At 73.0% G+C, this 12,412-nt stretch carries 11 protein-coding genes and 1 pseudogene; 6 read left to right on the forward strand and 6 right to left on the reverse strand.

Going from position 1 to position 12,412, the window contains the following annotated elements:
* The first annotated feature begins 6 nt into the window (after positions 1-6).
* Genes H5965_RS16740 through cydC form a run of 4 tightly spaced genes read left to right on the forward strand, consistent with a single transcriptional unit; the run spans position 7 to position 5,303 of the window.
* On the forward strand, positions 7-1,167 hold the full coding sequence (locus tag H5965_RS16740; protein ID WP_310970842.1) for a cytochrome ubiquinol oxidase subunit I: 1,161 nt from the start codon (positions 7-9) through the stop codon (positions 1,165-1,167).
* Positions 1,168-1,170: 3 nt separating this feature from the next.
* Positions 1,171-2,157 (forward strand): cytochrome d ubiquinol oxidase subunit II, encoded by a 987-nt coding sequence (locus H5965_RS16745; protein ID WP_310970844.1) that lies wholly within the window; start codon positions 1,171-1,173, stop codon positions 2,155-2,157.
* A gap of 9 nt (positions 2,158-2,166) precedes the next feature.
* Complete coding sequence (gene cydD, locus H5965_RS16750) at positions 2,167-3,723, forward strand: thiol reductant ABC exporter subunit CydD (protein WP_310970846.1); 1,557 nt, start codon at positions 2,167-2,169, stop codon at positions 3,721-3,723.
* Entirely contained in the window at positions 3,720-5,303 is a 1,584-nt protein-coding gene (gene cydC / locus H5965_RS16755) for a thiol reductant ABC exporter subunit CydC (protein WP_310970848.1), read from the forward strand. Before cydD ends, cydC begins: the two co-directional genes overlap by 4 nt.
* On the opposite strand, the gene H5965_RS16760 is transcribed toward cydC, so the two are convergent.
* Positions 5,239-6,141, reverse strand: a complete 903-nt coding sequence (locus H5965_RS16760) for a glucosyl-3-phosphoglycerate synthase (protein WP_310970850.1) — start codon at positions 6,139-6,141, stop codon at positions 5,239-5,241. The genes cydC and H5965_RS16760 overlap by 65 nt on opposite strands.
* 51 nt (positions 6,142-6,192) lie before the next feature.
* Here H5965_RS16760 and H5965_RS16765 point away from each other — a divergent pair, with 51 nt between their 5' ends.
* Complete coding sequence (locus H5965_RS16765; RefSeq protein ID WP_310970852.1) at positions 6,193-6,867, forward strand: lysophospholipid acyltransferase family protein; 675 nt, start codon at positions 6,193-6,195, stop codon at positions 6,865-6,867.
* On the opposite strand, the gene H5965_RS16770 is transcribed toward H5965_RS16765, so the two are convergent.
* The 5 genes and pseudogenes from H5965_RS16770 to H5965_RS16785 form a co-directional block, all read right to left on the reverse strand.
* On the reverse strand, positions 6,864-7,112 hold the full coding sequence (locus H5965_RS16770; RefSeq protein WP_310970854.1) for a hypothetical protein: 249 nt from the start codon (positions 7,110-7,112) through the stop codon (positions 6,864-6,866). The genes H5965_RS16765 and H5965_RS16770 overlap by 4 nt on opposite strands.
* A gap of 142 nt (positions 7,113-7,254) precedes the next feature.
* A pseudogene (locus H5965_RS46155) lies at positions 7,255-7,323 on the reverse strand (hypothetical protein); the annotation flags it as partial.
* Positions 7,324-7,462: 139 nt separating this feature from the next.
* Positions 7,463-8,047, reverse strand: coding sequence for a TIGR00730 family Rossman fold protein (locus H5965_RS16775; protein WP_310970856.1), 585 nt, complete (start codon positions 8,045-8,047; stop codon positions 7,463-7,465).
* Positions 8,047-8,832, reverse strand: a complete 786-nt coding sequence (locus tag H5965_RS16780) for a TIGR00730 family Rossman fold protein (protein ID WP_091304403.1) — start codon at positions 8,830-8,832, stop codon at positions 8,047-8,049. Before H5965_RS16780 ends, H5965_RS16775 begins: the two co-directional genes overlap by 1 nt.
* Positions 8,833-8,841: 9 nt before the next feature.
* Positions 8,842-10,674: a glycoside hydrolase family 9 protein gene (locus H5965_RS16785; protein WP_310970859.1), complete on the reverse strand. Its 1,833-nt coding sequence runs from the start codon at positions 10,672-10,674 to the stop codon at positions 8,842-8,844.
* 120 nt (positions 10,675-10,794) lie between these two features.
* On the opposite strand from H5965_RS16785, the gene H5965_RS16790 reads away from it, so the two are divergent.
* The gene (locus H5965_RS16790; RefSeq protein ID WP_310970861.1) at positions 10,795-12,081 is read left to right on the forward strand and encodes a helix-turn-helix domain-containing protein; all 1,287 of its coding nucleotides are present in this window, start codon (positions 10,795-10,797) and stop codon (positions 12,079-12,081) included.
* Positions 12,082-12,412: the final 331 nt, after the last annotated feature.

Here is a 12,412-nt window from a genome sequence, read left to right on the forward strand (position 1 = left end):
GTCTACATGAACGCTCTTCCGATCGCGAGACTCCAGTTCGCGACGACGACCTCGTTCCACTTCCTGTTCGTGCTGCTCACGCTGGGGTTGGTCACGCTGGTGGCGGTGCTGCAGACGCGCTGGACGCTCGGCGGCAAGCCCGAGCTCCTGCGGATGACGCGCTTCTGGGGCCGCCTGTACGTGATCAACTACGCGCTCGGGATCGGCACCGGCATCGTGATGGAGTTCCAGTTCGGGCTGACCTGGACCGGCCTGTCCGCCTTCGCCGGCGACGTCTTCGGCGCGCCGCTGGCCATCGAGACGCTGGTCGCGTTCTTCCTCGAATCGACCTTCCTCGGCCTGTGGATCTTCGGCTTCGGGCGGATGAACAAGTGGCTGCACCTGACGCTGCTCTGGCTGGTCACGCTGACCGCGTACGCGTCGGCGCTGTTCATCATGCTGGCCAACTCGTTCCTCCAGAACCCGGTCGGCAGCCGGGTCGAGGACGGCAGCCTGCGCCTCGACGACTTCGGCGCGCTGTTCTCGAACCCGGCGCTGGTCGCGTCCCTGCCGCACGTCCTCAGCGCCGCGCTGGTGACCGGCGGGTTCTTCGTCGTCGGCGTCAGCGCCTGGCACTTCCTCAAGCGCACCACCGAGATCGAGTTCTTCCGGCGGTCGATGCGAATCGGTGTGGTGGCGGCGCTCGTCGGCTCGATCTTCGTCGTCAACCAGGGCTTCGCGCAGTTCGGCGAGCTGAAGACGTACCAGCCGGACAAGCTGGGCGAAAGCGCGGTCGGCGTGCCGCTCGGCGCCATGATCGGGCTGGGGTTCCTGATGTTCCTCTGCGCGCTCCTCGGCACGCTCCTGCTGTTCCGGAACTGGCTCACGAAGGCGCGGTTACTGCACTACCTGATGGTCGCGGCCATCCCGCTGCCGTTCGCCGCGGCGATCATGGGGTGGCTGGTGCGCGAGCTCGGCCGCCAGCCGTGGCTGGTCTGGGGGAAGCTGCGCACCGCCGACGCGATCGCGGACGTCCCGGCCGGCCAGATCCTGTTCTCCTTCATCGCTTTCACACTGCTGTTCGCCGCGCTCGCGGTGGCCGACTGGGTGCTCATGGCGCGCGTCGCCAAGCGCGGCCCGGAGCCGGCCGAGGCGCCCGCCGGACAGCCCGTCCTGAGCGGAGTCTGACCGATGACGACCTTCTGGTGGGGCATCCTGGGCCTGCTGACCTGCGGCTACTTCGCGCTGGCCGGGTGCGACTACGGCGTCGGCATGCTGCTGCCCGCGTTCGAGGCCGACGAGCGTCGGCGGCGTCAGACGCTCGGTGCGCTCGGGCCGTTCTTCCTGGCCAACGAGGTGTGGCTGATCGCGGCCGTCGGCCTGCTCTTCGGCGCGTTCCCGCACCTGGAGGGCAAGGTGTTCGCCGGGGCGTACGTCCTGGTCGTGACGCTCCTGCTCGGCCTGGTGACGTTCACCGCGTCGATGCAGCTGCGCAGCCGCCGCCCGGACGCCCGCCGCGGCGCCTGGACGGCGGGCATCGTCGGCGGTGCGCTGGTGACGGCGCTGTCGTGGGGCCTTTTTCTCGGCAACCTCGTCCTCGGGCTGCCGCTGTCCCCGGACGGCTCGCCTTCGGGAGACGTCCTCGCGTTGTTCTCCCCGTACGCGGTGCTGTGGGGACTCGGGTTCGTCGCGCTGTTCTGCTTGCAGGGCGCGGCTTTCCTGGCCGTGCGGGCCCCGGCCGAGCTGGCCGGCCGCGCGGTGCGGCTGGCGCGCGCCTTCTCGGCGCCGGTGCTGGCGTTCCTCGTGATCGCCGCGGTATGGGGCTTCCTCGCGCTCGACGGCGGTTCGGTGCTCGGTGCGGTCGTGGCCGCGGTGGCGTTCGCGGCGTTCGCCGTGGCGCGGCTCGGGCTGGCGGCGCGGCGGTACCGGGTCGCGCTCGTCGGGTCGATGGTCCTGGCCGCCTGCCCGGCGCTGCTCGCCGGGACGCTGCGGTTTCCCACCGTGCTGGCTTCGCCGGGGTACGCGCTGACGCTCGACCAGGCGGCGACGGCGGCGGAGACGTTCGCCGTGCTCGCCTGGTTCGCACCACCCGCGGTGCTGGTGCTGGTGGTGGTGCAGTGGCTGACCTGGCGCGCCCACCGCCGTCCCGTCGACCAGCGCTCGCTGCTGCACTTCTAGGGGGACGTCGTGCCTGCACTGCCCGGACTCCGGCGGTACCTGCTCGCGTTGGGATTGCTCGCGGTGCTCACCGCGGCTTCGGTGCTCCTCCAGGCCGAAGGGCTCGCCACGCTGCTCACCGGTGGCGGCGTATCGCTGCTCCTGGTCGTGGCCATCGCCGCGCGGACGTCGCTCGCGTGGGGACACGGCGTCCTCAGTGGACGGTTCGCGGCGTCGGTCCGCGGTGCGCTGCGGCGCCGGCTGCTCGGGTCGGTTTCGGACCGGGCCGGCGTCGTCGCGACGCAGATCACGCGCGGGGTCGACGCCACGGACAGCTACCTGACCGGGTACCTGCCGTCCCTGGTGGTGTCGGTGGTGGTGCCGGTCGCGGTGATCGTGCGGCTGTTCACCACGGACCTGACCTCGGCGCTGGTCGTGGTCGTCACCTTGCCGCTGATCCCGGTGTTCGCGGTCCTGGTCGGGAAGCAGGCGAAGGCGGCCGTCCAGTGGGAGCTGCTGACGAAGCTGGGCGGGCACTTCCTGGACGCCGTCCGCGGGCTCGGGACGTCGAAGGTGTTCGGCCGGGCCGCCGAGCAGGCCGCGACCGTACGTTCGATGGCGGCCGCGCACGCCGACGCGACCATGAAGACGTTGCGGGTGGCGTTCCTTTCGGCGCTGGTCCTGGAACTGGTGGCGACGCTCTCGGTCGCGCTGGTCGCGGTGCCGATCGGGTTCCGGCTGCTCTCGGGCGGGCTGGAAGCGCGGCCGGCGCTGCTGATCCTGCTGCTGACACCCGAGGCGTACCTGCCGCTGCGGGCGGCGGGCGCGAAGTTCCACGCGGCGGCGGAAGGGCTGGCGGCGCTGCGGGAGGCCCTCGCCGTGCCGGTCGTCCGGTCCCGCTCGGCGGTTCTCACCCGGCGGCGGGGTGCGCCTTCGGTCGTCTTCGAGCGGGTCTCGGTCGCCTACGACGGGGTGCCGGCACTGTCCGAAGTGGACCTTTCGGTGCCGGCCGGGGCGCGGGTGGCGCTGGCCGGGCCGAGCGGGGCGGGCAAGAGCACGGTGCTGGCGGTGCTGCTGGGATTCGTGCCGCCGTCCGCGGGCCGGGTCCTGGTCGACGGGGTGGACCTGCGTTCCCTGTCGCCCGCGGACTGGCTGGCCGACGTGGCGTGGGTGCCGCAGCGGCCGACGTTGTTCCGGGGGCCGCTGGCTTCGAACATCGCTCTCGGCGTCCCCTCGGCGGACATCCCGGCGGCGGCCCGGGCGGCGGCCCTGGACTCGGTGGCGGCGGGGCTCCCGGCGGGTTACCAGACGCCGGTGGGTGAGCTGGGCGAAGTCCTGTCGGCCGGGCAGCGGCAGCGGGTAGGTCTCGCGCGGGCGCTCGCCCGGACTTCGGCGGGCTTGCTCCTCCTCGACGAGCCGACGGCACGGCTGGACGCCAAGACCGAGGACACCGTGCTGTCGGCGACCCGGCGGCTGCTCCCGGGCCGGACGGCGGTTCTGGTGGCCCACCGCCCGGCGATGGTCTCCCTGGCCGACCGGGTCATCGAACTCCGGGGCGGCCGCGTCGGCGCGGAGGTGGCGGCGTGAACCCGTCCGCCAAGGACGTCCTCCGGCTCCTCCGCGCCGCCCTGCTCGGGGCCGCCGCCGAGCTGGCCGCCCTGGCCCTCATGGCCACCGCCGCCTGGCTGCTGCTGCGGGCCGCCGAACGGCCGCCGCTCGCCGCCCTCACCGTCGCCATCGTCGCCGTCCGCACCCTCGCCCTCCTCCGCGGTGGCCTCCGGTACGCCGAACGGCTCGCCGGGCACGACGTCGTCCTCCGGTGGCTCGGCGCGCTGCGGACCCGCGTCTACCAGGCTCTCGTCCCCGGGACCCGGTACTCCGGCGGCGACCTCGTCACCCGGCTGGTGTCCGATGTGGACGCTCTGCAGGACGCCGTCCTGCGGTGGCTGCTGCCTGCCGGGGTCGCCGGGCTCGTGGGGGCCGTCGCCGTCGGTGTCACGGCCACCGCGTCGCTGCCGGCCGCCGGGGCGCTGGCCGCCGGGCTGGTCGTCGCGGGGGTGGCTCTTCCGTGGCTGGTCGTCCGCCTCACCGCCGAGGCGGCGCGGGACAGTGCCCCGAAGCGGGCCGAACTCGCCGAGCGGGCCGTCGAGCTCGTCACCGGGCACCGGGAGCTCGTCGCCGCCGGAGCGCTCGAAGAACACCGGCAACGCGCCACGCACGTCGTCGCCGAGATCACCGCGGGCGAGCGGGTGGCCTCAGCCAAGACCGCCCTCCTCAGCTCGGCCGGCGTGCTCGTCCAGCTGGGCACCGCCGTCGCCGTCGCGCTGCTCTGCCACGCCTCGGTTCCGTGGACCGCGGCACTGACCCTGGCGGCGGTGACGGCCTTCGAGGTCGTCGTCCCGCTGATCGGCGCGGCCCGGCGCGTGCCCGAGATCCGCGCGTCCGCCGCCCGGGTGCGGGCCGTGCTCGCCGAACCCGCCGTCCCGGACGGCACCCGTACCGCGCGAGCGGGCCATTTCCGGCTCGAAAAGGCCGGTGTCCGGCACCCCGGACGGCCCCCGGCGCTCAAGGACGTCGACCTCGACCTGCCGCCCGGCAAGCGCGTCGGGATCCTCGGACCCAGCGGCGCCGGGAAGACGACGCTGCTCCGCCTCCTGCTCGGCACCCAGGCGCCCACCGACGGCCGGGTCACCCTCGACGGCCATCCACTGGGCGAGTACCGGGACCTGCCGGCGGTCGTCTCGGGCGCCGAAGCCGACGCCCACGTCTTCCACGCGACCGTCCGCGAGAACCTCCTGCTCGCCAAGCCGGACGCGACCGACGACGAGCTGCGGGAAGCCTGCGGAACCGCCGGCTTCGACCTGGACCTCGACCGCGACACCGGCCCCGACGGCGAGGCGCTGTCCGGCGGTCAGCGGCAGCGGCTGGTCCTCGCCAGGGCCGTCCTGGCCGCACCGAAGGTCCTGGTGCTCGACGAGCCCGTCGAAGGCCTCGACCCGGCCCACGGCGACGCCGTCCTGGCGCGGGTCCTCGCGAAGGCCGAAGGCAGCGTGGTGCTCGTCACCCACCGCCCCGAGCACCTCGCCGGCTTCGACGAGGTCCTCACCCTCGAGGACGGGCGAGTACGTCCCGCATCGGCGGCCGGTCGGCGACCCGGACCTCCGTGACGTCCGGCAGCCACTCCTCGTCGACCTGCACGAACTGCGTGAACGGCGCGTCGGCCGCCGGGACGCCGCAGCGGTCGAGCGCGGTGCCGAGGATCTGCCGGGACATCGCGCCCAGCTGGGCGAGCGACCGGTTCCGGTGCTTGCGGACGCCCAGGTTGACCTGCGCGAGCCCGTCGAGGCCGTACCGCGCCTCGGCGTCGAGCAGCAGGCCGATCTCGACGCCGTAGCCGGCCGCGAACGGCACCGACTCGAGGAACTCGCGGGTACCCGCGTACTCGCCGCCGAGGGGCTGGATCAGGCCGCCGAGCGCCGGGCGCAGCGCCGAGAGCACCGGCCGCGCCAGCAGCTCGGTGACGCGCCCGCCGCCGCTGCTCTCCAGCCGCAGCGGGCGGCGGTAGAAGCCCTTGACCAGGTGGACGCCGCTTTCGGTGACCAGCGGGCCGAGCAGCGAGGGCACGAACGCCGGGTCCGGGTCGACCAGGTCGGAGTCGAGGAAGACGACGAAGTCGCCGCTGGTCGCGGCCAGGGAGCGCCACAGCACCTCGCCCTTGCCGGGCACCGGCGGCAGGTCCGGCAGGACGTCCTCGCGGCGGACCACCCGCGCGCCCGCGGCCTCGGCGGTTTCCACCGTCTTGTCCGTGGAACCCGAATCGACGACGACGAGCTCGTCGACGACATGCCCGAGGAGGGGACGCACCGACGCGACGACGTCACCCACGGTTCGCTCTTCGTCCAGCGCCGGTAGCACGACCGAAACCGTCCGGTCACCCTTCGCGGCCACGATGTCCGCGGGCGTCCAACCGGGCTCCTGCCACGTACGCCGCTCGAACCAACTCACGAGTAACGATCGTGCCATGCTGGGGGCACCGCACCCGAGGAGGAGGACCACTTGATCGCGCTGTTTGTCCGGTTCGTGCTGGGACCGCTGGTCAGGGCGGTGTACCGGCCCGAAGTGCACGGCGTGGAGAACGTGCCGCTCACCGGCCCGGTACTGTTGGCGGCCAACCACCGGGCCGCCCTCGACACCGGCGTGATCACGTTCGCGACCCCGCGGCAGGTCAAGTTCCTCGGCAAGGCGGAGTACTTCGTCGGCAAGGGCCTCAAGGGCAAGGCCTTGGCGGGCTTCCTCGGCGGCCTCGGCTACGTCCCGGTCGAGCGCGGCAACGCCCAGGCCGGGCTGGCGGCCCTGGAGGCGGCCCGCAAGGTCCTCGACGCGGGCGGCGTCTTCGCGATCTACCCGGAGGGCACGCGGTCGCTGGACGGCCGGCTGCACCGGGGCCACACCGGTGTCGCGGCCCTGGCCCTGGCGACCGGCGCGAAGGTGGTCCCGGTCGCGCTGACGGGCACGGAGAAGCTCCAGCCGGGCGGCGCCCGCATCCCCCGGCTGGCGAAGATCGGCATCACGTTCGGAAAGCCCCTGGACTTTTCGCGCTACGAGGGCCAGGACTACGCCCCGGCGATCCGGCGGTCGGTCACCGACGAGGTGATGTACGCGATCCTGGAGATTTCGGGGCAGGAGTACGTGGACACCTACCACAAGCGGCCGAGCGAGGGCGTGGCTTAGTCCGCGAGGGCCGCAACCAACGCGGCGACGTTGTCCGCGTCCTCGGCACGCACTTCGGCCGCCCGGGTGCCCCGGCGGACGTCCACGTCCGAACCGGGGTGGCGCGAGGTCCAGTCCGCCACCGTCGCGAGGACGACCCCGACTTCGGCCTCCGTCAGGTTGCCGATGCGGACTTCGTCGGTCCCCTGCCGGGTCAAGATCCAGCCGGCCCGCTCGCCCGAGTGGCCGGTGAGGGCGTTGAGCACCTCGAGGACGGCGCCCTCGACGTCGGCCCAGACCGGCCGGCCCAGGATCAGATCCCGGTCGAGGCGGTCGAAGGCGTCGCGGACTTGCGCACCCGCGGGGGTGAGGAGGAGCGGAGGCCCCCGAGCCGCTGATCAGGCCGTCACGCTGCAGCCGCCGGAGCATGGCGTTCGTGGCTGGTCCGGAATGCCCGAACCGCTCGGCCAAGCGCGCGGGCGTCGCCCTTCGCCAGCAGTTTCAGTCCGGCCACCCGCTTCGCCGGCGACTCGGAGAGGGCGAGCTCCGACGCCCACGTGAACCGCCGCCACCGCTCCTCCCGGCGGCCGGCCAGCCGACCCGCGGGTTCACGACGTCAGATCCCCGGCGGTTCCTTCGCCCATTTCGGCGGGGCCGGCGGTTCGTACGCCTCGAACTTGTCCAGCAGCGCGGCCGGGTCGGCGTCGGTCAGCAGGAGCTTCCGGTAGCCGTCCTGGACGAAGCCCTCCGTCACCATGTGGTCGGCGAACGCCAGCAGCGGCGCGTAGTACCCGTCGACGTCGACCAGGCCGATCGGCTTCCCGTGCAGGCCGAGCTGGGCCCACGTCCAGACCTCGAACAGCTCCTCCAGGGTGCCCGCGCCGCCCGGCAGCGCCACGAAGCCGTCGGAGAGGGCCGCCATCTTGGCCTTGCGCTGGTGCATGTCCGCGACCACGTGCAGCTCCGACAGCCCGGCGTGGGCGATCTCGACCGACGACAGCGCCTCCGGGATCACGCCGATCACCTCGCCGCCCGCGGCCAGGGCGGCGTCGGCGACCACGCCCATCGTGCCGACGCTCGCGCCGCCGTACACCAGGCCGATGCCGCGCTGGGCCAGCAGCTTCCCGAGCGCCGCCGCCTGCTCCGCGTACCGGGGCGAAAAGCCCATGGACGAGCCGCAGAAGACACAGATCCGCCGCATCAGTGCGTGTCCTCCCACGCCTGGTAGGACTCCTGGACCACGCGGACGGCGTCGTCGATGTCGTCGGTGACGTGCAGCAGGTCCAGGTCGTGCGGGCTGATCTTGCCCTCGGCCATGACCGAGTTCTTGATCCAGTCGTAGAGGCCGCCCCAGTAGTCGCTGCCGAACAGCACCACCGGGAACTTCGTGACCTTCTTCGTCTGCACCAGGGTCAGCGCCTCGAACAGCTCGTCGAGCGTGCCGAAGCCGCCGGGGAGGCAGATGAAGGCCTGCGAATACTTGATGAACATCGTCTTGCGGGCGAAGAAGTAGCGGAAGTTGACGCCGAGGTCGACCCACGGGTTCAGGCCCTGCTCGAACGGCAGCTCGATACCGAGCCCGACGGAGAAGCCGCCGGCCTCGGCCGCGCCGCGGTTGACCGCCTCCATCGCGCCCGGCCCGCCGCCGGTCATCACCGCGAACCCGGCGTTGGCCAGCGCCCCGCCGATCTTGCGGCCGAGCTCGTACTCCGGGTTGTCGCGCTTGGTGCGGGCCGAGCCGAACACGGTCACCGCCCGCGGGACCTCGGCGAGCGCGCCGAAGCCTTCGACGAACTCGGCCTGGATCCGCAGCACGCGCCACGGGTCGGTGTGCACCCAGTCGCTCGGGCCGCGCGAGTCCAGGAGCCGCTGGTCGGTGGTGCTGCCCTGGTCGCGGCGGTCGCGGCGCAGCACGACCGGGCCCTTGTGCCGCTCCACCGGGCGTTCGGGGTACTGGCCGTCCGGCCATTCAGACTGTTCGCTCACTTCCCCATGCTACGGCCTGCCCGCCAGCGAGAATGCCAACAGCGCCGTGGAGGTGAAGTCGATGGCGGGCTCGTTGCTGGGCCATGAACTCAGGTCGTCGGCGTAGCGGCTTCCCCGGCCGTCGAAGGATTCATACGGACGGGTGCACTCCTTCGCGCCCGCCGGGAACGGCAGGTCGGCGAAGTTGTCCGCGCCGTTCGGGCCGTTCACGACCGCGCCGTACAGCACTTTCGAAGGTCCGGCGAGGTTCGCGGCCTGGTGGTGCGGGCACTGCGGCGACGTCGTGCCGACGCCGACCACGAGGGAGACGCCCCAGGCGTTGGCCCCGAGGGTGAAGTTCCGTTGCCGCGCGCCGAACGCGGCGTACCGCGCATCGCCGGTGACGCGCTGGTACAGCCGCGCGGTGGCGGCGAAGCCGAAGCTCTTGCTGGCCGCGTCGAAGTCGGTGACGTCGACCGCTGTCCGGAATGGACTCGTCTTCGCCGCCTCGACACCGGAGTCGAGCTGGCGCCGCAGGTCGGCGGCCAGGTCGCGAACGCCGAGCGCCGCGCCCGGGACGCCGGTGCGCAGCAGGCCGGCCAGGTCGGCGTGGGCGAGCGCGCTCGTGTCGTAGAGGTTCAGCGTGCTCGTGTCACCGCTGCCGATGTAGGCCTTCGCCCACTTCGCCGCGTCGCGGGCCCAGCCGTCGGCTCGCGGGTCCTTCAAGGCCCGGGCCGCCAGGGCGAGCTGGGTCGCGCCCAGCTCCAAGTCGTCCTCCCACGACGATTCCGGGTAGTAGGCGTGCGGGAACGCGGTGACGAGCTCGCCGACGCCAGTCGTCTTGGCCTGCGCGAAGACGGCCGCCGCCTCGGTCAGGTAGTGGCGGGCGAGCCGCGGGTCGCGGTGTGCGGACACCTGCGCACCCAGCGCGAACGCCGCCGCGACGCGGCCGGCCAGGTTCGGCGACAGCGGCGCGCCCGCCGGGGCCGCGGGGAACACCGGCCGGTACTTGACGAAGTAGGCGGGGTCGCCGGGCTTGACGTCGAGCGCGTCGTCGTCCTGCGGGTTGCGCCAGACGTCGTGGTCGCCGAGGAAGCCGAACTCCTCGCTGCCGGTACCGATGCCGACCTGGGCGTACAGCGTCTTCGTGCGGCCGTCCCAGACCTTGTCGAGCCAGTCGAGGCCGAAGCGGACCTCCTTGGCCAGCACCGGATCCGGGTCCTCACGCAGCACGAAACCGAGCTCGGCCAGCGAATACGCGGTGTTGGAGGTGAACTTCACGAAGTCGCCTGCGTCGACCCAGCCGCCTTCGACGTCGACCGGGCCGCCCTGCGGCTTCAGCGGTTCGACGATCTCGTCCCCGCCTTCACCTTCGAACTTCGGCTCCGCGTAGACGGTCGCCGTCCGGTCGGCCAGGTGCGACGGCTTGCGGTCGAGCCGGCCGGGGATGACGTCGTGGCCGTCGCGCTGGGCCTGGAAGAACTCGGTGGTGGCCCGCACCAGCGGGCGGAACAGGCGGCGTGCGGTGTCGATCCGGAACGGCGGCGACGTCGCTCCGGCGGCCGTGACCCGGTAGGTGCCCGGTCTGTCCACACCGGACAGATCCAGGTCGAACACCGCCGGGTACCGTGCGTTCCAGGCGCCCAGGCTCGCGCCGGTGCGGCCTTCGCGCACCACCCGGCCGCGCTCGTCGACGACGGCGAACTTCCCGGCCGTGCCGCCGAGCAGGTACGCGTGCTTCGCCTCGCCCAGCGCGTAGCCGACTTGGTCGACCCGGACCTCGGCCGGCGTCGCGGCCTCGGCCGGGGTGGCCGTGAGGGGCACGGCGAGCACGGCCGCCGTCGCGAGGGGAAGCAGGCGCATGATCGGCCTCCACTTTGTTAGGAAAGTTTCCTATTTAGCGGAGAACGCTATCCCGGGGTGCCCGGAGGCGTCAATATGTCCGTTTCCGCGGCCGCGGCGCCGATGACCTACCGTGGGGAGATGACCAGTGCCCCCGCCGAACCGCTCGGAGCGCGGATCCGGCGGCTGCGCACCGGCCGCGGGTGGACCCAGCGCGAGCTGGCCGAGCCGGGGTACGACCGGGGGTTCCTGGCGAAGGTCGAAACCGGCAGCCGCCCGCCGTCGGAGGAGATGCTCGCCTACCTGGCCGGCCGGCTCGGGCTGACCGTCGACGAGCTGCGGTTCGGCCGGCCACCCGGCGTCGCCGACGAGCTGCGCGCCGCGCTGGACGAGGGCTACCGCGACCTGGAGCAGGGCCGGATCGCCGCCGCCGAGGAGCGGTTCGCGGCCGCGGGCAAGCAGGCGGCGGGCTACCGCCTCGACGACGTCGAGTGCTACGCCCGGTTCTGCCAGGCCGAGGTGAAGTGGCAGCTCTTCGACGTCTCGGGAGCGCAGGAGGCACTGGAGCACGCCGAAGAACTGGCCGGCGCGGCACCGCCGTGGCTGCGGGCGATGATCGTGCACCGGTGGTCGGGCTGCCGGTTCCAGCGCGGCGACGCGGGCACGGCGATCGCGCGGGTCGAGGCCGAGCTGGCCGCGCGGCCGGCCGACCCGGATGCCGAACTGTGCCTGCTCACGGCGTTGATCCACCCGCTGATGGAGATGGGCGGCCTGCACCGGGCCCGCCGCGCGGCCGAGGACGGGCGGCGGCTGGCGCGGGCGGCGACCCGGCCGGACTTCGTCGCGCGGTTCCACCGGCAGGCCTCGCAGGTCTGGCAGGCGACCGGCCGCGCGGACCGGGCGGACGAGGACCTCACCGAGGCGTGCCGGCTGTTCGCGTCCGTCGGGTTCGACCGCGACGCCGCCCGCTGCCGCTGGGCCCGCGGCTACCTGCTGCGCCACCTGAACCGCCTCGACGAGGCCCGCGCGGAACTGACGGCGGCCCGTGACCAGCTGGCGGCGATCGGCTCCGACGAGGGCTTCGCCGGAGCGACGCTCGAACTGGCCGAGGTCCGGCTCCGGCAGGGAGCGCCGGAGGAGGCGGCCTCGCTCGTTTCCGAGGTCCGCGAGCTGCTGTCCCGGGACGTCGAGTCGCTGGGCGAGGCGACCAGCCTGCTGGGCCAGATCGCCGCGGCCCGGGGGGACGCCGAGACGGCCACCCGCCTGCTGCGCGAGGCCTTCGAGATCCAGACGGGGGCATCCCTGCACGGCGCGGCGGTTTCGACCGCCCTGCGACTCGGTGACGCGCTCCGACAACGTGGTCATCTCGACGAAGCCGTCGAGGCCTACCGGCGCGGCCTGGACTCGGCGACCGGCGCCGAGCCGTAACGGACGACACGCGTACCTGGATGGACGACACGCGCATCCAGACGGACGACACATGCGGGAGGGGCGCCGGCTTCGTGTCGTCCAGCTGTGTACGCGTGTCGTCCCTTGGGGTACGCGTGTCGTCCGGTGCGGACCAGCGGGCTCAGTGGTCCGAACCAAAGCAACTTTCCTACGAAAGTCTGTGAATTGGTTCAGACCAGTCTTCCTTTTGCCCGCGACCTGCGGTTTTGTCCGGCTCCGGCCGATCGCCGCCGAGCCGCGCTGCTCCGTTCGGCCCATTGACCCGTCCGCGGGCGGAACCTTTACTCGGACGCGTCCGGCGCAATAACAG

It is taken from the genome of Amycolatopsis sp. 505, from assembly GCF_031625235.1.
Classification (GTDB): Bacteria; Actinomycetota; Actinomycetes; order Mycobacteriales; family Pseudonocardiaceae; genus Amycolatopsis.

Excerpts from the sequence above, each read along its gene's own strand:
- H5965_RS16740 (WP_310970842.1), top strand. The coding sequence starts at position 7 with ATGAACGCTCTTCCGATCGCGAGACTCCAGTTCGCGACGACGACCTCG.
- H5965_RS16785 (WP_310970859.1), bottom strand. The coding sequence starts at position 10,674 with ATGCGCCTGCTTCCCCTCGCGACGGCGGCCGTGCTCGCCGTGCCCCTC.
- H5965_RS16775 (WP_310970856.1), bottom strand. The coding sequence starts at position 8,047 with ATGCGGCGGATCTGTGTCTTCTGCGGCTCGTCCATGGGCTTTTCGCCC.
- H5965_RS16745 (WP_310970844.1), top strand. The coding sequence starts at position 1,171 with ATGACGACCTTCTGGTGGGGCATCCTGGGCCTGCTGACCTGCGGCTAC.
- H5965_RS16790 (WP_310970861.1), top strand. The coding sequence starts at position 10,795 with ATGACCAGTGCCCCCGCCGAACCGCTCGGAGCGCGGATCCGGCGGCTG.